The following is a 19358-nucleotide window of genomic DNA, read 5'->3' as shown; positions in this document are numbered from 1 at the left end:
CTACCGGTTTTTCATGTTCCTTTCACAAAATCGCGCTTACCCTCAACGGACCGGAGATGGCGTCTTGATGGCGTCCAATCCGCTGGGCATGACAAGCAAAGTCAACCGATGTAATTTGTCACAAATTACTGGCAACTGTTTGATGCAGCGTTTGTTTTAGCGTCTACGCTGATGTTGGATCCAACGTTCAAGCCTGATAGTCTAATTTTTTTTCAGTTCCGAGGTGCCCATGAGTCAGGCGTTTCTCCCCTTCTCTCGCCCGAGTATCGGCGATGAAGAAATTGCTGCGGTAGAGCAAGTACTGCGCTCTGGCTGGATCACTACCGGGCCGAAAAACCAGCAACTGGAAGAACACTTCGCCAACTATGTCGGCTGTCGGCATGCCGTCGCATTGTCCTCGGCCACCGGTGGCATGCACATTACTTTATTGGCCTTGGGTATCGGTCCCGGCGACGAAGTCATCACTCCGTCGCAGACCTGGGTGTCCACCGCCAACATGATCTGCCTGCTCGGTGCGACGCCGGTTTTCGTCGACGTTGACCGCGACACGTTGATGAGCGACGTGGCGAGCATCGAAGCTGCGATCACGCCTCGCACCAAGGCAATCATTCCGGTGCATTACGCCGGTGCGGCATTCGACCTCGATCCGCTCTACGCTCTGGCCGACAAACATGGCATCACCGTCATCGAAGACGCGGCTCACGCGGCGGGCACTTTCTATAAAGGTCGGCATGTCGGCGCCCAAGGCACGGCGATCTTCTCGTTCCACGCGATCAAGAACATGACCTGCGCCGAGGGCGCGATGTTCGTCAGCGACGATGAAGCCCTGGCCAATCGGGTACGCATGCTCAAGTTCCATGGCCTGGGCGTCGACGCCTACGACCGCCTCACCCACGGCCGCAAACCCCAGGCCCAGGTGATCGAACCCGGCTTCAAGTACAACCTGGCCGACATCAATGCCGCCATCGCCCTGGTGCAACTGGAACGCCTGGACGCGATCAACGCCAAACGCACAGAGCTGGCCCAGACCTACCTGCAACGCCTTGAAGGCCTGCCGGTGCAACCGCTGGCCATTCCGGCCCATGCGCAACAGCACGCCTGGCATCTGTTCATCCTGCGCATCGACGCCGAACGTTGCGGGCTGGATCGCGAGGCGTTCATGAAGGCGTTGCAGGAACAGAACATCGGCACCGGTATTCACTTCATCGCCACCCACCTGCACACTTACTACCGGCAGCGTTTCCCCAACATCTACCTGCCCAACACCGAATGGAACTCGGCGCGGCTGTGTTCGATCCCGTTGTTCCCCGACATGACCAGCGATGATGTCGATCGTGTCGTCGGCGCCATTGAAAAAACACTGGACAGAAGCCTGTGAAACCTTATCCGATCCGTTGCGTATCAATCGTCATCCCGGTCTATAACGAGGAAGACAGCCTGCCTGAGTTGCTCCGGCGCACCGAAGCGGCGTGCCAGCAACTGCATCATGACTACGAAATTGTGCTGGTCGACGACGGCAGCCGCGACAACTCGGCGCAAATCCTCGAGGACGCGGCCAGTCTCGACGGCAGCCCGGTGGTGGCGGTCATTCTCAACCGCAACTACGGCCAGCACGCGGCGATCATGGCAGGGTTCGAACAATGCAAGGGCGACGTGGTGATCACCCTCGACGCCGACCTGCAAAACCCGCCTGAAGAAATCCCGCGGCTGGTGGCCCAGGCCGAACTGGGCTATGACGTAGTCGCCACGGTGCGCAACAACCGTCAGGACTCGGCCTTGCGTCGCTGGCCGTCGAAGCTGATCAACCTTGCCGTGCAGCGCTCCACCGGTGTTGCCATGAGCGACTACGGCTGCATGCTGCGCGCCTACCGCCGCACCATCGTCGACGCCATGCTCGCCTGCCGCGAACGCAGCACGTTCATCCCGATCCTGGCCAACAGCTTCGCCCGGCACACCACGGAAATTCTGGTGACCCACGCCGAGCGTGAACACGGCGAATCCAAATACAGCCCGATGCGCCTGATCAACCTGATGTTCGACCTGATCACCTGCATGACCACCACGCCCCTGCGATTGCTGAGCATCGTCGGCTTCGGCATGGCCGGCCTCGGCGTGCTGTTCGCCATCGCGCTGATTGTGCTGCGCATGGCTTTCGGCGCCGGTTGGGCGGGCGGCGGTACGTTCGTCCTGTTCGCCGTATTGTTCGTTTTCACCGGTGGGCAATTCATTGGCATGGGCCTGCTGGGCGAGTACCTGGGCCGCATGTACAGCGATGTCCGGGCACGTCCACGGTTCTTTATCGAAAAAGTTTTACGTAGCACCCCTTCTGCTCCTGCCCCCGTTGTCACCGTTGACGGTCTCACTTCCACTTCTTCAGATCAGGTTCTCTCATGAGTGCAAAAGCTGTTGTCTTCGCTTATCACGATATTGGCTGTGCCGGCATCGAATCCCTGCTTGCCAGCGGTTTCGAGATTGCAGCCGTGTTCACCCATCCCGATGACCCGAAGGAAAATGCGTTCTATGGCTCGGTTGCGCAACTGTGCGCCCGTAAAGGCATCCCGGTGCACGCCCCGGAAGACGCCAACCACCCGCTGTGGATCGAGCGCATCAACAAACTCAACCCCGAGTACCTGTTTTCGTTCTACTACCGCAACCTGCTGAGCGAACCACTGTTGGCCACGGCCAGCAAAGGCGCCTTCAACCTGCACGGTTCGTTGCTGCCTCGCTACCGTGGCCGCGCACCGGCGAACTGGGTACTGGTCAACGGTGAAACCGAGACCGGCGTGACCCTGCACCGCATGGTCAAACGTGCCGATGCCGGCGCCATCATTGCCCAGGAGCGGGTAGCGATCGAGCGCGCCGACACCGCGCTGACCCTGCACGCCAAATTGCGCCAGGCCGCCAGCGATCTGCTGCGCGACACCTTGCCTGCATTGCTTCAGGGCAAAATCAGCGAAACCCCACAGGACGAATCCAAAGCCACAGTGTTTGGCCGTCGCACCCCGGCGGACGGCAAACTGGTCTGGAGCAAACCGGCCGAAGAACTGTTCAATCTGGTCCGCGCCGTGACCCAACCTTACCCGGGCGCGTTCTGTGCCGTGGGCGAGCACAAGTTGATTGTCTGGAGCGCGGATGTCGTCAAGGGCAACGAAGGCCAGGCACCAGGCCGGGTTATCAGCGTCGATCCGCTGCGAATCGCCTGCGGCGAAGACTCGCTGGTGATCAACGCCGGCCAACGCAACGACAACGGCCTGTACCTCAGCGGCCCACAACTGGCCAATGAACTGGGGCTGGTCGACGGTTCTGTGCTGCGTGGCGCCGAATCGGGCCGTGCACCGCGTCGCACCCGCGTGCTGATCCTTGGCGTCAACGGCTTCATCGGCAATCACCTGTCCGAGCGCCTGCTGCGTGACGACCGCTATGAAGTGTACGGCCTGGACATCGGCTCGGACGCCATCGAGCGCCTGCGCAGCCATCCTAACTTCCACTTCGTCGAAGGCGATATCAGCATCCACTCGGAGTGGATCGAGTACCACATCAAGAAATGCGACGTGGTCCTGCCGCTGGTGGCGATCGCCACGCCGATCGAATACACCCGCAATCCGCTGCGTGTATTCGAACTGGACTTCGAAGAGAACCTGAAGCTGGTTCGCTACTGCGTCAAATACAACAAGCGCGTGATCTTCCCGTCGACCTCCGAAGTCTATGGCATGTGCCAGGACGCCAACTTCGACGAAGACAGCTCTAACCTGGTGGTTGGGCCGATCAACAAGCAACGCTGGATCTACTCGATCTCCAAGCAGCTGCTTGACCGAGTGATCTGGGCTTACGGCCAGAAAGGCCTGAACTTCACCCTGTTCCGCCCTTTCAACTGGATGGGCCCACGCCTGGACCGTCTGGACTCGGCGCGTATCGGCAGCTCCCGGGCCATCACCCAGTTGATCCTGAACCTGGTGGAAGGCACGCCAATTCGCCTCTTCGACGGCGGCGAACAAAAACGCTGCTTCACCGACATCGCCGATGGCGTCGAAGCCCTGGCGCGGATCATCGACAACGACAACGATGTCTGCAACGGCCAGATCATCAACATCGGCAACCCGGACAACGAAGCCAGCATTCGTCAGCTGGGCGAAGAACTGCTGCGTCAGTTCGAAGCTCACCCGTTGCGCGACAACTTCCCGCCATTCGCCGGTTTCCGCGATATCGAAAGCAAGGCTTTCTACGGCACTGGCTATCAGGACGTGTCTCACCGCAAACCGAGCATCGCCAACGCCAAGCGTCTGCTTGACTGGGCACCCACCGTGGAGATGAAGGAAACCATCGGCAACACGCTGGACTTCTTCCTGCGCGAGGCCATGCTCGAAATCGCGGACAAAAAACGTTGATGCAGGCAGGCCTTCGAATCGATGTCGACACCTACCGAGGCACCCGTGAAGGGGTGCCGCGGTTACTCGAAATACTCGATGAAGCACAGGTCAAGGCGACGTTTTTCTTCAGCGTCGGGCCAGACAACATGGGGCGCCACTTGTGGCGCCTTATCCGTCCGCAGTTTCTCTGGAAGATGCTTCGTTCCAACGCTGCCGGCCTGTATGGCTGGGATATTTTGTTGGCCGGCACTGCGTGGCCGGGCAAACCGATCGGTCGCGACCTTGGGCACCTGATGCGTCAGGCCCAGGCGGCCGGGCATGAAGTCGGCCTGCACGCCTGGGATCACCACGGCTGGCAGGCCAATGCCGGACGCTGGAGCCAGGCGCAACTGATCGAGCAAATTCGCCGTGGCGTCGATAGCCTCAGTGACATCCTCGGTCAAAAAGTCGAATGCTCGGCATCCGCCGGTTGGCGGGCGGACGAGCGTGTGATCGAAGCCAAGCAAGGTTTCGGCTTTCGCTACAACAGCGATTGTCGAGGCCAGCACCTGTTCCAGCCAATCCTGACCAATGGTAGTCTGGGCGCACCGCAGATTCCGGTGGACCTGCCGACCTTCGACGAAGTGGTCGGCCCCACCGTCGCAGCCAAAGACTTCAACACCTTTATTCTTGAGCGGTTCTCCCCGCAAAAACTCAATGTCTACACTGTCCATGCCGAAGTAGAAGGGATTCTGATGGCCAACGATTTTCGCCAATTACTGGCCGATGCTCGCCAACGTGATATTCATTTCCAACCCTTGGGCAATTTGCTACCCGACGCCCCCGTCATCTTGCCGAAGGGCCGGGTTGTACGCGGCACCCTTGAGGGTCGCGAAGGATGGCTAGGGGTTCAAGGCGCATGAGCAAACCTTGGGCATTGCCGTTATTACTGGTCGTTCTGCTGCTGGCGTACTTGTTGCCACTGGGCACCCACGGCCTATGGATTCCCGACGAAACCCGTTACGCCCAGATCAGCCAGGACATGCTCCTGAGCGGTAACTGGGTGTCGCCGCACTTCATGAGCCTGCGTTACTTCGAAAAACCCATCGCGGGCTACTGGATGATTGCCATCGGCCAAGCGATGTTTGGCGACAATCTGTTTGGCGTGCGTATCGCCTCGGTGCTGAGCACCGGGCTGAGCGTGTTGCTGTGCTACCTGATCGCTCACCGGCTGTGGAACGAGCCGCGCAAGAGTTTTGCCTGCGCGCTGCTGTACATGAGTTTTGCGATCATCGCCGGGCAAGCCGGCTACGCCAACCTCGATCCGCAATTCACCTTCTGGGTAAACCTGAGCCTGGTGGCTTTGTGGTTTGCGCTGGACAGCACCAGCCGTGGCCAGCGTCTACTCGGCTGGACAGTACTGGGTCTGGCCTGCGGCATGGGTTTCATGACCAAGGGCTTCCTCGCCTGGGCGTTGCCGGTATTGATCGCCCTGCCCTGGGTGCTCTGGCAGAAACGCTGGCGGGAACTGCTGACTTACGGCCCAGTGGCGATTGTCGTGGCCATCGCGGTGAGCCTGCCGTGGGCCTTGGCGGTGCACACGCAGGAACCCGATTACTGGCGGTTCTTCTTCTGGCACGAACACATTCGCCGCTTCGCCGGGGATGACGCACAACACGATGCGCCATGGTGGTTCTACCTGCCGCTGCTGGTGGCGTTCAGCCTGCCATGGGCGGCGTTGCTGCCATCGGCGCTGAAACAGGCCTGGCAGACCCGGCGTCAGGCCAACATCGCTTTCCTGCTGCTGTGGTTGCTGATGCCCTTGCTGTTTTTCAGCCTGAGCAACGGCAAGCTGCCGACCTACATCATGCCCTGCCTGCTGCCTCTGGCGTTGTTGCTGGGCCATGCCCTGGCGGACCGACTGAAGCTGGAACAAGGTCGGGTGCTGGGGATCAATGGCCTGCTGAACATGACGCTGGGCCTGATCGTCCTGATTACGCTGGTTTATCTGCAACTGAAAAAACCGCTGTACACCCACGAACTGCACAACCTGGTATTGGTGTTCATCGGGTTGATCGGCTGGATCATGGCCAACCTGCTGCAGGCCTTCCGTCCCTTGCAATGCTGGGCGGCACCGGCTTTTGGCAGTTTGCTGCTGATCGGCGTGCTGCCGGCCGGCATGCCGGATTCGGTGGTGGCGAACAAGATGCCCGACCAGTTCATCCTCCAGCACGCCCCGGAGCTGGCGCAAACCGACAAACTGTTGAGCAACGACCTGGGCGCTGCCTCGGCGCTGGCCTGGCGCTTGAAACGCCCGGAGGTGGCGTTGTACAACACGATAGGCGAATTGAAATACGGCCTCGACTACCCTGATCCAGATGCAATGCAGCAGCGGGTCGATCTCGAGCACGTGCAACAGTGGATGCGCGAAGCGCGTCAGAGTGGTTCGGTCGGCGTGGTGATGCGGGTCAAAGGGGATGACGAACTGCAAGAAATCGAACTGCTGCCCAAGGATGGCAAACGTTATGAACAAGGCAACCTGGTGATCCTGATCTTCCCTCGGGATGCGTCATGAGCCTGTTGCTGCTACTGACCGCCTGCCTGCTGACTTGCCTTGGCCAGATCGCCCAGAAGTACGCCGTGGAAAGCTGGCGTGGCAAGACCTCGGGCTGGGGCGAGAAACTGCGTTCGCCCTGGCTGTGGCTGGCGCTCGCCTCTCTGGGGCTGGGTTTGCTGGTCTGGCTGCTGGTGTTGCAGCGCCTCGAAGTCGGTATCGCCTATCCCATGCTCAGCCTGAATTTCGTGCTGATCACACTGGTCGCCCGTTTCGTCTTTCACGAAGTCATCGACCGCCGTCACTGGTTGGGCGTGGCGCTGGTGATTGGTGGCGTGGCGTTGCTGGGGCAACACGCATGAGCCTGCGTCGCGGAATCGCCTTCGCCATGGGCAGCGTAGTGCTGGGCACCGCCGCGCAGTTGGGCATGCGCTGGAGCATGACTCGATTGCCACATCCCGAACAGTGGTTAGCGGCCTTGAGCAGCGGCAGCGTCGATATGCCCGCTGTGATTGTCGTGCTGTCCGCCATCCTCGCCTATACCGTGTCGATGCTCACCTGGCTCGCCGCCCTGCGGGATGTGCCGCTGGGTCGGGCCTATTCGCTGCTGAGCATCAGCTACGCGCTGGTGTATGTGCTGGCCGCCAGCCTGCCGCTGTTCAACGAATCCTTCAGTCTTTCAAAAACCCTGGGAGTGGCGCTGGTCATCCTGGGGGTCATTACTATTAATTCTCGACCTGCTCGCGCGCCCGAACTTAGGAGTGCATCATGAAAATCAGTGTATTTGGTAGCGGTTACGTTGGTCTGGTGCAAGCCGCCGTCCTGGCTGAAGTCGGCCATGACGTAGTGTGCATGGACATTGACGAGAAAAAAGTTGCGTTGCTGCAACAAGGCCACGTCAGCATCTTCGAGCCGGGGCTGGCCAGCCTGGTGCGTGAAAGCCTGGATGCCAAGCGGCTGCACTTCACCTCGGACGAAAAGTTCGCGGTGCAACATGGCCAGGTGCTGTTCATCGCCGTCGGCACGCCATCCCGGGAGGATGGTTCGGCGGATCTGCAATACGTGTTATCCGTGGGTGAAGCGGTCGCGCGTCATCGTGAACAACCGGTGATCCTGGTGGAAAAATCCACGGTGCCGGTGGGCACCGGCGATACGCTGCGCGCCCATATCGACCAGTACCTGCTCAAGGCCGGCCGTCAGCTGCAGTTCGATATCGTTTCCAACCCGGAGTTTTTGAAAGAAGGTTCGGCCGTGGCCGATTGCCGGCGCCCGGACCGCATCATCATCGGCTGTGAAGGCGATGAAGTGCGCGACGTGATGCGCGACCTCTATGCACCGTTCAACCGCAACCATGACCGCGTCATGTTCATGGACCTGCGCAGCGCCGAACTGACCAAATACGCCGCCAACTGCATGCTGGCGACCAAAATCAGCTTCATCAACCAGATCGCCGAACTGGCCGAACACCTGGGGGCCGACATCGAATCGGTACGGCTGGGCATCGGTGCCGACTCGCGCATCGGTTACCACTTCATCTACCCTGGCTGCGGGTACGGCGGCTCGTGTTTCCCCAAGGACATGCGCGCTCTGATCCACAGCGCCGAAGAAGCCCATTGCAACAGCGACCTGCTGCAAGCGGTGGAAGCCATCAACGAGCGGCAAAAACACAAATTGTTCGAACGCATCAACGCGTTCTACAAGGGTGATTTGCGCGACAAGACCTTCGCCGTTTGGGGCCTGGCCTTCAAGCCCAACACCGATGACATGCGCGATGCGCCGAGCCGGGTGCTACTGGAGTCGCTGTGGGCTGCGGGGGCCAATGTACGGGCGTTCGACCCGGAAGCCATGCAGGAAACCCAACAGCTTTATCCTGACGAACCGAAGCTGATGCTCATGGGCACGCCGGAATCAGTCCTTTCGGGCGCCGATGCATTGATCATCTGCACCGAATGGCAGCAGTTCAAGGCGCCGGACTTCGACCTGATCCAGCAACGCCTGAATGCACCGGTGATTTTCGACGGACGTAACCTGTACGACGCAGAGCGCCTGGCCCGCAGCGGCTTCCTGTACTTCCCGATGGGCCGAGGTGAATCCCGCAAATTGCCAATTCCCCTTCAGCAATGGCCATCGGCCTCAGTCGTCGCGTGAGTACGCTATCGCCCGGCATTCGTCGGCAGTCCTTAGGGTTCGGGCTGCTGACGTTCATGCTGTTCATCGCGGGGGTCTATCAGCAAACAGCAATCGGTTTCGATTCGCGGTTCGTGCTGTTCGCCCAGGAGATGCTGCGCCACGGGCCGTCGTTTTTCCCGACCACCTATGGCCAGCCCTATGCCGATTACTCGGCGCTGTCTACGGTGTTTGTCTGGCTGCTGTCCCTGCCGTTCGGTCAGGTCAATAGCCTCACCGCGTGGTTGCCGAGCGCCATCGGCGCCGCGGTGATCGTCACGTTGATGTACCGGTTGGTCGCGCCCTGCTCCACACGCTGGGCGCTGCTAAGCATCGCGTTGCTGTTGCTCACCAGTACATTTGTCACTGAAACCCGTGCCGTGTCCCAGGACCTGATGCTGGCGGCCGTGGCCTTTTCGGTGTTCTACCTTGGGTACGCCGCCGATCATTTCGCGATGCCCCGTCGGTGGCCGCTGATTTTTGTGCTGCTGCTGTTGGGCTTCGGGATTCGCGGGCCGATCGGGCTGGTGATCCCCACCGGTATGCTGTGCAGCTACTACCTGCTCAATCGCCAATGGTCACGGTTGTTCGGTTTTGGCCTGTTGGCGGCGGTGTTGTTGGTGGTATGCGTTGGCGCACTCCTGTGGCTGGCCGAAGCCAGTGGTGGAACGGCCTTCATGCATGACGTGGTGCGCATGCAGTTCATGGGGCGCATGGACGGCAGTGAAGGCGTCAGTGGTTCGCTGTATTACTTCACCGCTTCGTTTGGCAACTATGCGCTCGCTTATCCATTGGCACTGCTGGTATTGGCCGCGGTCTGGCTGACGAATCCACGGCAGGCAGGTCCGGCATTACGCTTGTTGCAATACTGCACGGCGGCCGGGTTGATCGTGATGATTGGCTTATCGATTCCCCAGGCGAAAAAGGCCCGTTACCTGCTGCCGATGCTGCCCATGGCAGCGATCATTGCGGCGTACCCGTTTCAGGTGGCGCAAGGTCGGGTATTCGGTTGGTTGCGGGGTTTGATGCAAGGGCTGTGGTTGGTGATACCGGGGGTGTTGATTGTCGCATTGCTGATCATTCAGCGGCGTCTGCCAGCACAACCTCCTGCCTTTGTGCCGGTATTGATCGTGCTTGCGGCTCTGCAAGTCATCACGCTGGCGGCTTGGTTTCGCGCTCGCTGGCGAGCCGAGGTGCTGGCCTGTTGCGCAGTCCTGGCGCTGTGGTCGGTTTATATCCTGGTATATGAACCGGTCGAACGTCAGCTTTACGACACGCAAGCCTTCAGCCGAGCCGCGTTCGCAGAGATTCAAAAAGCCCCGGCGCCGTTGGTGCTGCACGGCATGGGCAAAGACGCCAAGGCGATCAAGTTCATGGTCAATATCGAGCAGGACTTTCAACCGGTGTTCACCGAATCGATTCAGGAACTGGAAGCCCTCTCGGGGCCGGCCTGGCTGATGATGGACCGAAACGACTACAACGCCTTGCAAGGCACTCCGCTGGGGGCCCAGCCACCGGTATTGAGCGGACGTTTCGATAAAAACGATTTCGTATTGCTGCACACGCCGCCCTTGTAGGAACTGCCGTAGGCTGCGATCTTTTGATGGTTTCGATGTTGCTGAAGAGCAAGATCAAAGATCGCAGCCTGCAGTAGCTCCTGCGTATCCATGTATTGTCCGTTAGTTACTGTTAACCACACTTGAACGCCTACGTTTGAGGTTAAACCGGCGCCTTCAAATCCACCCCCAGCGCCTGGGCAAACGCCTTCACCAACGGACTGCGCACAGTGTTGTGGCGCAGGATCAGATTGAACGGCGTGACGATGTTGATCAGGTCCGGACGCACCGCCCGAAACTCTCCCTGAGCCACCAGGTTTGCCGCGTAATGCTCGGGCAGAAAACCGACGAAACGGCCGGTCTTGACCAGCAGCGCCACGGCTTCCACTTGAGTCGCCGAGGCGGAAAAGCTGTCGTAGCGGGCAAAATTCAGTTTGTCCCGATGGATCGCGTAGCGGTGGTTGATGCACTCGTAATCCTGCAGCACATTGCCGCCCATGTCCGCCTCCGGCACCGAGAACAGTGGATGACCGACAGCGCAATACACGTACGAGCGTTCTTCATAAAGCGGGAAGTAATCGAACTCTTCTCTTTTTTGATAAACCGGCACGATCCCGGCCACTAACCGCCCCTCGACCACGCCTCTTTCCACCTCATCTAACTGCGATGCCTGAAGTTGAAATCTTACTTTCGGCGACTCTTCATTTATTCTTCTAAGCGCCGCAACTAACGGAGAATTGGAGTCCGTAATCGTATTATCAATGACGCCCACCCCAAGGTCGCCAATAAGTTCATTCTGCGCTGAACTAAGCCGGTCTCTAAAGTTGTCGACCGAGGCAAATAAATCGATCGAGGCCTGATACACCAGACGCCCTTCTTCGGTCAGGTGAAACCCCTCCCGCCCCCGCGTACACAGGCGCATGCCAATACGAATCTCAAGGTCGGAAATCTGTTTGCTGATGGCCGCCAAGCCCACATTCAGCTCATTCTGCGCCGCACTGAAGCCGCCGGCCTCGACCACGGCCTTGAATACTTTGAGCAGTTTGAAGTCCAGGCCGCTGAGGGCCAGCGGCGCCCGATGTACCGTTTTTAGCGGCGGGTTTCCGGAACTGGAAAGTGGGGTTTCCATAATGCTTATTTACCTCTGGCGCCCTATTCAACAACCTGTGTCCAACAACAAAAACAGTGCTGGCTAATAATAATGAACACAGAAAACAAGGCTTGGCAACCGTTAATAAATCCCGCCAATCAGTGCCAACTCACTGATTTCGAACTATTAAAAGCTGACACTTCGATCAGCTCTCGCCCTTTAGCAACTGCCCTCTTGAACACTGCTTGGCCATGACCACACCCGAATAATTTCCGGAAGTGTTTCAGGCTCTGCACACCGATATCAGTTCGCGTTACCGACGAGGAAAACAACAATGTCTCAAACCACCGACCGTCTCTGGGGTGCCCGCTTCAAGAGCGGCCCGTCCGAAGCCCTGGCGGCCCTGTCCCGTTGCCCCGAGCGCTACTTTCGCCTGACCCCGTACGACCTCGCCGGTTCCAAGGCGCATGCCCGGGAATTGCAGCGCGCCGGTCTTCTGAGTGAGCAGGAAACCCAGACCATGCTCGACGCCCTGCAGCGCATCGGTGATGACTTCCGTGCAGGCAGCATCGCGCCGACCCTGGACGACGAAGACGTGCATACCTTCATCGAGCGCCTGCTGACCGAACGCCTCGGCGCACTGGGCGGCAAGCTGCGCGCAGGCCGTTCGCGCAACGACCAGACCGCCAACGACCTGCGGCTATTCCTGCGTGATCACGTCCGTACTTTGGCCGTTGAAGTGCTGGCCTTGCAGCAAGCGCTGGTGGAGCAGGCCGAGCAACACGTCGAAAGCATCTGCCCGGGCTTCACTCACCTGCAACAGGCCCAGCCGATCGTCTTCGCTCATCACTTGCTGGCCCACGCCCAATCGATGCTGCGCGACGTGCAGCGTCTGGTGGACTGGGACGCGCGCACCTCGCTGTCGCCACTGGGTGCGGCGGCCATGGCCGGTTCCGCCATCGCTCGCCTGCCCCAGCAGTCGGCCAAGGAAATGGGCTACAGCGGCGTGTGCGAAAACTCCATCGACGCCGTGGCCAGCCGCGATCACGTCGCCGAATTCCTGTTTATCGCCAGCATGCTCGGGATCAACATTTCCCGCCTCGCCGAAGAATTCTGCCTGTGGTCGTCGCGGCAATTTCGCTGGGTCGCTTTGGACGATGCCTACGCCACCGGCAGTTCGATCATGCCGCAGAAGAAAAACCCGGACATCGCCGAACTGGCCCGGGGCAAGGCTGGCCGCTTGATCGGCAACCTGACCGGCCTGCTCTCGACGCTGAAATCCCTGCCGCTGTCCTACAACCGTGACTTGAGCGAAGACAAGAACGGCGTGCTCGACAGCGTCGACACCCTGCTGCTGGTGCTGCCGGCCATGGCCGGGATGGTCGCGACCATGAAGGTCAACGTCGAAGAACTGCGCCGTCAGGCACCGCTGGGTTTCACCCTTGCCACCGAAGTCGCCGACTGGTTGGCGATGCGCGGTGTGCCGTTCAAGGAAGCTCATGAAATCACCGGCGCATTGGTCCAGGCCTGTGAGAAACACGACATCGAACTGTGGGAAGCCTCACCGGCGCTGCTGGCCGAGATCGATCCGCGTCTGACGCCTGAGGTGCGCGACAGCCTGACCCTCGAAGCCGCCATCGCTGCCCGCAGTGGCTGGGGCGGTACCGCGCCGCAACAGGTGCGCGAGCAGATCGGCCGACTGAAAACCGCCCTTGTCGCGCAGCAAGAGTGGACCGAGAACTATCAGGGCTTCCGTCTCTGATCCAGGGCGAAAACCCTGCGCGAGCGCTGCAACTGAAAAACCACACACGCCGCCCGTATCGAGGGCGGCGTACGGAGAACCAACATGAGCCAGACACAGGCAGAACGACTCCAGGCGGAGCGCAAACTGGCGGAAAACCAGTTCGATATCACCCAGTACCAACACGTGCCACGGCGCTACTACGGGCGGATTTTTTTCGCCACCGTCATCGTGATCGCGATTATCGGCCTGGTACGAGCCTTCGCCGAAGGCAAGATCGAATGGTCGTACATCGGCCAGTTCCTCACTTCGCAAGCGATCATGTGGGGCTTGCTCAACACCATCGTCATGGCGGTGCTGGCGATGGCGCTGGGCATTGTCTTCGGGGTGATCACGGCGATCATGCGCATGTCGGCCAACCCGATCCTGCGCTATGTGGCGCTGACCTACACCTGGCTGTTCCGTGGCACGCCGCTGATCCTGCAGCTGTTGCTGTGGTTCAACCTGGCGCTGATCTTCCCCACCATCGGCATTCCCGGCCTGTTCGAAATGGACACCGTGAGCCTGATGACGCCCTTCGTAGCCGCCCTCCTCGGCTTGAGCATCAACCAGGGCGCCTATACCGCCGAAGTGGTGCGTGCCGGCCTGTTGTCGGTGGACACCGGCCAGTACGAAGCCGCCAAGTCGATCGGCATGCCGCGCCTGCAAGCCCTGCGCCGGATCATCCTGCCCCAGGCCATGCGGATCATCATTCCGCCGGTCGGTAACGAATTCATCGGCATGGTGAAAATGACCTCCCTGGCGAGCGTCATCCAGTACTCCGAACTGCTCTACAACGCGCAGAACATCTACTACGCCAACGCCCGTGTGATGGAGCTGCTGATCGTTGCGGGTATCTGGTACCTGGCCACGGTCACCGTGCTGTCCTTTGGTCAAAGCCGTCTGGAGCGTCGTTTCGCTCGCGGCGCCGGCAAGCGTTCTTGAGGAGCCCAACATGAGAAGCATCGTCAAGGCCGTGAGCCTGAACAAGTATTACGACCATTTCCACGCGCTCAAGGACATCAACATCGAGGTCGAGCAAGGTGAAGTGCTGTGCATCATCGGCCCGTCCGGCTCCGGCAAAAGCACCCTGCTGCGTTGCGTGAATCAGCTGGAAAAAATCGACAAGGGCGGCCTGTGGGTCGACGGCGAACTGGTGGGTTACCGGATCGTCGGCAACAAACTGCACGAGCTCAACGAGTCGCAGATCGCCCGTCAGCGCCTGGCCACCGGCATGGTGTTCCAGCGTTTCAACCTGTTCCCGCACATGACTGTACTGCAAAACATCATCGAAGGGCCGTGCCAGGTGCTCAAGCGTTCGCCCAAAGAGGCGCACGAAGAAGCCGTGGAACTGCTCGCTCGCGTCGGCCTGGCCGACAAGCGCAACAGCTACCCGATCGAACTGTCGGGTGGTCAGCAACAACGTGTCGCCATTGCCCGTGCATTGGCCATGCGCCCCAAGCTGATGCTGTTCGATGAACCCACTTCGGCACTCGACCCGGAACTGGTCGGAGAGGTGCTGTCGGTGATGCGCGATCTGGCGCAAACCGGCATGACCATGATCGTCGTCACCCATGAACTGGGCTTCGCTCGCGAGGTTTCCAACCGCATGGTGTTCATGGACGGCGGGCAGATCGTGGAGGCTGGAAGCCCCGAAGAAATACTAATAAGTCCGCAAAACCCACGCACCCAAAGCTTCATTTCTGCCGTTCGAACCTAAGCGCTCTTTGGCGCTCACAACACTCATAAGAGAACGACCATGAAGAACCTAGTAATCCCAGCAGTACTTGCCAGCGTCCTGGCATCCGGTTTCGCCTTCGCTGCCGAGTTGCCGGCCAGCATCAAGGACAAGGGCGAGGTCGTTGTTGCGATCATGCCGAACTACCCGCCGATGGATTTCAAGGACCCGGCCACCAACACCCTCACCGGCCTTGACTATGACCTGGGCAACGCCCTGGCCGAACGTCTGGGCGTGAAGATCAAATGGCAGGAAACCGGCTTCGAGCAAATGATCAACGCGCTCACGACCGACCGCGTAGACATGGTGCTGTCGGGCATGACCGACACCGCCGAGCGTCAGGCCAGCGTGACCTTCGTCGATTACTTCACCAGTGGCCCGCAGTTCTACACCTTGCAGAAAAACAAGGACACCAACGAGATCGTCGACCTGTGCGGCAAGAAAGTCGGCACCAGCCGCCGTACCACCTTCCCGGCGGAAATCGCCGAGTGGAGCAAGGCCAACTGCGAAGCCGCCGGCAAACCCGCGATCAACGTAATCGGCACCGAGGGCTCGGCCGACGCCCGTGCGCAATTGCGTCAGAGCCGTATCGACGCGGCCATGCAGGGCAGCGAAACCCTGCCGTACCTCAAGACCCAGGAAAAGGACATGTACAAAACCGTGGGCCTGCCGATCTCCAAGCAGTTCTCGGGCATGGGTGTGAGCAAGAAAAAACCTGAGCTGAGCGAAGCGGTGAAAGTCGCGTTGCAAAGCATGATCGATGACGGCAGCTACCAGGCAATCCTGAAGAAATGGGACCTGGAACTGGGCGCGATCAAGACCGTGACCATCAACGCCGGGAAATAACACGGTTCGTAGCAGCTGCCGAGCCTGCGAGGCTGCGTTCGGCGGCGCAGCCGTCGTAAACCCTGCACGCGAGGTTTTCCTGAAACACCGCGTAGTTTGAATTCACGACGGCTGCGCCGCCGAACGCAGCCTCGCGGGCTCGGCAGCTGCTACGGGTGTTTCAACTATTAATTCTGGAGCGCCATACGATGTCCTCCTCGCTGCAACCCACCTGGCCCGACCAGCACAAGGCCTGCCTCGCCCTGGCCTTCGACCTCGATGGCCCCACCGGCGATGCCATGCTTAACGGCTCGATCTGGCGCAAGCCCGAGTATTTCGGTTTCGGCGGTTACGGCCCCTATCGGGCGCTGCCACGGATTCTCGATCTGCTGGATGAGTTCCGCATCCCGACCACGTTTTTCGTCCCGGCCTGGGTCGTGGAGAACTGGCCGAAACAGTGCCAGGCGATTGTCGAGCGCGGGCATGAGGTGGCCTATCACGGCTACAAACACGAATCTTTTTACGCCCTGACGCTGGAGCAGCAGAAGGATGTGATGCACAAATCCCGCGAGGTGTTCTGGAAGTACCTGAACATCCGCGCTGAAGGCTTCCGCACACCGTCCGGCGACTGGCGGGCCGAAACGCCGGCCATGCTGGTGGAAGCCGGCGTGACCTATTCCAGCAGCATGCGCGGCGATGACCGGCCCTACCTGGTCAAGGTGCCGGGCTTCGATACACCACTGGTGGAAATCCCCGGCCGCTGGGAAATGGACGACTACGCCTCCCTCGCCTACACCCGCGCACCGGACTTCCCTTCCGGGCTGGACCGCACCGCCAGCTACGAACTGACCCTCGATAACTGGTGCCGCGAGTTCGATGGCGCCATGGCTGAAGGGCTGTGCCTGACCACCCTGTTCCACCCCAAGATCACCGGCAAACCGGGGCGCATCCTGTTACTGGAAAAACTCTTCGAACACATGCGCCAGCGCGACGACGTGTGGTTCGCCACCTGCCGCGACGTCGCCCACTGGTGGCTGAAGGAGCATCACCATGGCTGATTCCATTGTCTGGCCCAACGGCTACCGCTGCGCCGTGGTGCTGACCGTCGATTACAACGACATCCACGGCATCCTCACCCAGGCGCCGGAAGTCGCCGGGCGCGACAAGACCTTGTCGGTGTGGCGCTACGGCACCCAGCGCGGGGTCGAGCGTTTGCTTGGCGTGTTCGCAGAACTGGGGGTTTCCAGCAGCTGGTTCGTGCCCGGCATCGTTGCCGAGGAAAACCCGCAACACCTCCGGGCGATCCAGGCCGGCGGGCACGAGATTGCCTGCGCCGGCTACCGCCATCAGCACTACGATAACCTGACTCTGGCCGAGCAAAACGCCGAGATCGCCAAGGGCTGCGCGGCCTTGAGCGCGCTGACCGGTCAGCGTCCGACAGGCTTTCGCATTCCGGCTGGCAATGGCGCACCGGGCTTCATCGAGGCGTTGCGCGAGCACGGTATCCGTTGGTCCTCGTCATGGCGCGGCGATGATTTGCCCTTCGCGCATCCGACGGCTCCCGAGGTGATCGAACTGCCGTTGCACTACGAACTGGAAGACGAACCCTATTTCGCCTTCAACCTGAGCCCGGCGGTGCCACCGGCGCAATCGCGCATCGCCTCCTACAGCCACACCCTTGGCAATCTGAAGATGGATTTCGCCGGGTTTCACCGGTTCGGCTTGTGTTACGTGCTGCGGCTGCACCCGGAAATCATCGCCACACCGGGACGGATCGGTGTGTTGCGCGAATTACTGCGAAGCATTCAGCAGCACGATGACGTGTGGATCGCCACCGGTGCCGAAGTGGCTCAGTGGTGGGCAGAGTCGGCAGCGCCGGTGACCGAGGATCACCCGGCCGCTGTGTACGAGCGTCATTATCGGGATTACGGCGTATGAAAGATCAGGATGGGGTTAAGCGAATGGCGCGGTTGGCGCAGTTCTGCGTCGATACCCGTTTCGAAGATTTACCCGTCGCGTTGGTGGAGCAAGCCAAGCGACACATTCTCGACACCTTCGGCGCAGCCCTGGCCGGAGCCGGCAGCGATGTCGCGAAACAGGCGCGTCAGGTGTTCAAGGGGGAAGCCGGCAGCACGTTGGTCTGGGGCGCCGGTCAGCGAGTCGGCGCGGCGCAAGCCGCCATGCTCAACGGCATCGCCGCGCATGCCCTGGAGCTGGACGATACCGGCGGCTGCGACCATTCCGGCGCGGTGGTGCTGCCGGCGGTGATGGCGGCGCTGTCGATGTCAACGAAGCCAGTAGACGGCCGCGAACTGATCACTGCCGTGGTGATCGGCTACGAAATCGGCCGTAGGGTGCTCGAAGCCTGCGGCAGTTACTCGGCCCATAACGGCGCCGGTTGGCACTCCACGGCGACGTGCGGAGTGTTTGGCGCGGCGGCGGCCAGTGCACGGATTCTGGGGCTGGATGCACAACAAACCTTGTCGGCACTGGGCATCGCCGGCAGCTTCAGCAGTGGTCTGTGGGCGTTTATCCATGACGGTTCGCAAAGCAAAAGACTCCACAGCGGACGCGCCGCCGAAGGTGGATTGCTGGCCGCGCGGTTTGCTCAACAAGGCATCACCGGCCCGACAAAACTGTTCGATGACGTCTGGGGCGGTTTCCTCAAGACTCTCGCGGCGGACACTGCCGTGCCCGAGGCGTTGGACGCCGAACTGGGCCACGTATGGAAACTCGCCCGCTGCTCGATCAAGCCCTATGCGGCATGCCGGGGGACGCATTCGGCGATCGACGCATTGGGCTTGTTGCTCGATCAATTGCAGATCAGCGCCGAGCAGGTCGAGGACGTACAGGTGTCGCTGTGCGGATTCCTTCAGGACATGTGCGGTGGCCAGGACGTCAGCACGTTGCCGGCGGCGCAGATGAGCCTGCGTTATGCCCTGGCGGCCCGGCTGAACCACGGTCATTGCCGATTGGAAGCCTATGACGAAGAACAGCGCCGCCACCCACGGATTGCACACTGGATGTCGCGTATTCGCCTTGAAGTCGACCCGCATCTGTCCGAGGATGGCGAGCCTGTCGTCAGCGTGCGGACCGTGGACGGTCGGCAAGCGAGCCTGTGCGTTGAGGTGCCGTTGGGGGCGCCGGGCAATCCGCTGAGCGATGCGGCGCTGGAGGAGAAATTCTTCAGCCTGGCCGGGCGGGTGATACCGCGACAGCAGGCCAGTCAACTGCTGGAACAGTTGTGGCGACTGGAAGAGCTGGAGTCGGTTCGGGCGCTTGATCGGTGGCTGAGTTGAGTCT

At 60.4% G+C, this 19358-nt stretch carries 17 protein-coding genes; 16 read left to right on the top strand and 1 reads right to left on the bottom strand.

Going from position 1 to position 19358, the window contains the following annotated elements; genetic code table 11:
- Positions 1–229 precede the first annotated feature (229 nt).
- From arnB to LOY36_RS13710, 9 genes are read left to right on the top strand one after another with little or no spacing between them, the layout of a single operon-like run.
- Positions 230–1378, top strand: a complete 1149-nt coding sequence (gene arnB, locus LOY36_RS13750) for a UDP-4-amino-4-deoxy-L-arabinose aminotransferase (protein ID WP_258674041.1) — start codon at positions 230–232, stop codon at positions 1376–1378.
- On the top strand, positions 1375–2394 hold the full coding sequence (arnC, locus tag LOY36_RS13745) for an undecaprenyl-phosphate 4-deoxy-4-formamido-L-arabinose transferase (RefSeq protein WP_258614310.1): 1020 nt from the start codon (positions 1375–1377) through the stop codon (positions 2392–2394). The genes arnB and arnC overlap by 4 nt, the downstream gene beginning before the upstream one ends.
- Positions 2391–4385 carry a bifunctional UDP-4-amino-4-deoxy-L-arabinose formyltransferase/UDP-glucuronic acid oxidase ArnA gene (gene arnA, locus LOY36_RS13740; protein WP_258674040.1) on the top strand — a complete coding sequence of 665 codons (1995 nt, stop codon included), beginning with the start codon at positions 2391–2393 and terminating at the stop codon, positions 4383–4385. The genes arnC and arnA overlap by 4 nt, the downstream gene beginning before the upstream one ends.
- Positions 4385–5269 carry a 4-deoxy-4-formamido-L-arabinose-phosphoundecaprenol deformylase gene (gene arnD, locus LOY36_RS13735; protein ID WP_258674039.1) on the top strand — a complete coding sequence of 295 codons (885 nt, stop codon included), beginning with the start codon at positions 4385–4387 and terminating at the stop codon, positions 5267–5269. Before arnA ends, arnD begins: the two co-directional genes overlap by 1 nt.
- On the top strand, positions 5266–6921 hold the full coding sequence (gene arnT / locus LOY36_RS13730; protein WP_258674038.1) for a lipid IV(A) 4-amino-4-deoxy-L-arabinosyltransferase: 1656 nt from the start codon (positions 5266–5268) through the stop codon (positions 6919–6921). Before arnD ends, arnT begins: the two co-directional genes overlap by 4 nt.
- Positions 6918–7262, top strand: coding sequence for a 4-amino-4-deoxy-L-arabinose-phosphoundecaprenol flippase subunit ArnE (gene arnE, locus LOY36_RS13725; protein ID WP_018925830.1), 345 nt, complete (start codon positions 6918–6920; stop codon positions 7260–7262). Before arnT ends, arnE begins: the two co-directional genes overlap by 4 nt.
- Positions 7259–7672 carry a 4-amino-4-deoxy-L-arabinose-phosphoundecaprenol flippase subunit ArnF gene (gene arnF / locus LOY36_RS13720; protein WP_258674037.1) on the top strand — a complete coding sequence of 138 codons (414 nt, stop codon included), beginning with the start codon at positions 7259–7261 and terminating at the stop codon, positions 7670–7672. The genes arnE and arnF overlap by 4 nt, the downstream gene beginning before the upstream one ends.
- The gene (locus LOY36_RS13715; RefSeq protein WP_258674036.1) at positions 7669–9048 is read left to right on the top strand and encodes a UDP-glucose/GDP-mannose dehydrogenase family protein; all 1380 of its coding nucleotides are present in this window, start codon (positions 7669–7671) and stop codon (positions 9046–9048) included. The genes arnF and LOY36_RS13715 overlap by 4 nt, the downstream gene beginning before the upstream one ends.
- On the top strand, positions 9021–10643 hold the full coding sequence (locus tag LOY36_RS13710) for a glycosyltransferase family 39 protein (protein ID WP_258674035.1): 1623 nt from the start codon (positions 9021–9023) through the stop codon (positions 10641–10643). The genes LOY36_RS13715 and LOY36_RS13710 overlap by 28 nt, the downstream gene beginning before the upstream one ends.
- Before the next feature lie 142 nt (positions 10644–10785).
- On the opposite strand, the gene LOY36_RS13705 is transcribed toward LOY36_RS13710, so the two are convergent.
- Entirely contained in the window at positions 10786–11751 is a 966-nt protein-coding gene (locus LOY36_RS13705) for a LysR family transcriptional regulator (RefSeq protein ID WP_258674034.1), read from the bottom strand.
- A gap of 295 nt (positions 11752–12046) precedes the next feature.
- Between LOY36_RS13705 and argH the strand changes: the two genes are divergently transcribed.
- From argH to LOY36_RS13670, 7 genes are all read left to right on the top strand, one after another.
- Positions 12047–13474, top strand: a complete 1428-nt coding sequence (gene argH, locus LOY36_RS13700; protein ID WP_138867517.1) for an argininosuccinate lyase — start codon at positions 12047–12049, stop codon at positions 13472–13474.
- 84 nt (positions 13475–13558) lie between these two features.
- Positions 13559–14437 (top strand): amino acid ABC transporter permease, encoded by an 879-nt coding sequence (locus LOY36_RS13695; RefSeq protein ID WP_105346141.1) that lies wholly within the window; start codon positions 13559–13561, stop codon positions 14435–14437.
- A gap of 10 nt (positions 14438–14447) precedes the next feature.
- Positions 14448–15212 carry an amino acid ABC transporter ATP-binding protein gene (locus tag LOY36_RS13690; protein ID WP_018929141.1) on the top strand — a complete coding sequence of 255 codons (765 nt, stop codon included), beginning with the start codon at positions 14448–14450 and terminating at the stop codon, positions 15210–15212.
- Positions 15213–15251: 39 nt separating this feature from the next.
- Positions 15252–16076: an ABC transporter substrate-binding protein gene (locus LOY36_RS13685; RefSeq protein WP_258674033.1), complete on the top strand. Its 825-nt coding sequence runs from the start codon at positions 15252–15254 to the stop codon at positions 16074–16076.
- Positions 16077–16264: 188 nt separating this feature from the next.
- Complete coding sequence (locus LOY36_RS13680) at positions 16265–17113, top strand: polysaccharide deacetylase (protein ID WP_258674031.1); 849 nt, start codon at positions 16265–16267, stop codon at positions 17111–17113.
- Positions 17106–17993: a polysaccharide deacetylase gene (locus LOY36_RS13675; protein WP_258674030.1), complete on the top strand. Its 888-nt coding sequence runs from the start codon at positions 17106–17108 to the stop codon at positions 17991–17993. Before LOY36_RS13680 ends, LOY36_RS13675 begins: the two co-directional genes overlap by 8 nt.
- Positions 17990–19354 (top strand): MmgE/PrpD family protein, encoded by a 1365-nt coding sequence (locus LOY36_RS13670; protein ID WP_258674027.1) that lies wholly within the window; start codon positions 17990–17992, stop codon positions 19352–19354. Before LOY36_RS13675 ends, LOY36_RS13670 begins: the two co-directional genes overlap by 4 nt.
- The last annotated feature ends 4 nt before the right edge of the window (positions 19355–19358 follow it).

It is taken from the genome of Pseudomonas sp. B21-019, assembly GCF_024749225.1.
Lineage (GTDB): Bacteria > Pseudomonadota > Gammaproteobacteria > Pseudomonadales > Pseudomonadaceae > Aquipseudomonas.
This window is presented reverse-complemented; position numbering and strand designations above follow the sequence as displayed.

Coding starts and splice junctions, on each gene's coding strand:
- arnB (WP_258674041.1), top strand. CDS start 230: ATGAGTCAGGCGTTTCTCCCCTTCTCTCGCCCGAGTATCGGCGATGAA.
- arnA (WP_258674040.1), top strand. CDS start 2,391: ATGAGTGCAAAAGCTGTTGTCTTCGCTTATCACGATATTGGCTGTGCC.
- arnD (WP_258674039.1), top strand. CDS start 4,385: ATGCAGGCAGGCCTTCGAATCGATGTCGACACCTACCGAGGCACCCGT.
- arnT (WP_258674038.1), top strand. CDS start 5,266: ATGAGCAAACCTTGGGCATTGCCGTTATTACTGGTCGTTCTGCTGCTG.
- arnE (WP_018925830.1), top strand. CDS start 6,918: ATGAGCCTGTTGCTGCTACTGACCGCCTGCCTGCTGACTTGCCTTGGC.
- arnF (WP_258674037.1), top strand. CDS start 7,259: ATGAGCCTGCGTCGCGGAATCGCCTTCGCCATGGGCAGCGTAGTGCTG.
- LOY36_RS13715 (WP_258674036.1), top strand. CDS start 7,669: ATGAAAATCAGTGTATTTGGTAGCGGTTACGTTGGTCTGGTGCAAGCC.
- LOY36_RS13710 (WP_258674035.1), top strand. CDS start 9,021: ATGGCCATCGGCCTCAGTCGTCGCGTGAGTACGCTATCGCCCGGCATT.
- LOY36_RS13705 (WP_258674034.1), bottom strand. CDS start 11,751: ATGGAAACCCCACTTTCCAGTTCCGGAAACCCGCCGCTAAAAACGGTA.
- argH (WP_138867517.1), top strand. CDS start 12,047: ATGTCTCAAACCACCGACCGTCTCTGGGGTGCCCGCTTCAAGAGCGGC.
- LOY36_RS13695 (WP_105346141.1), top strand. CDS start 13,559: ATGAGCCAGACACAGGCAGAACGACTCCAGGCGGAGCGCAAACTGGCG.
- LOY36_RS13690 (WP_018929141.1), top strand. CDS start 14,448: ATGAGAAGCATCGTCAAGGCCGTGAGCCTGAACAAGTATTACGACCAT.
- LOY36_RS13685 (WP_258674033.1), top strand. CDS start 15,252: ATGAAGAACCTAGTAATCCCAGCAGTACTTGCCAGCGTCCTGGCATCC.
- LOY36_RS13680 (WP_258674031.1), top strand. CDS start 16,265: ATGTCCTCCTCGCTGCAACCCACCTGGCCCGACCAGCACAAGGCCTGC.
- LOY36_RS13675 (WP_258674030.1), top strand. CDS start 17,106: ATGGCTGATTCCATTGTCTGGCCCAACGGCTACCGCTGCGCCGTGGTG.
- LOY36_RS13670 (WP_258674027.1), top strand. CDS start 17,990: ATGAAAGATCAGGATGGGGTTAAGCGAATGGCGCGGTTGGCGCAGTTC.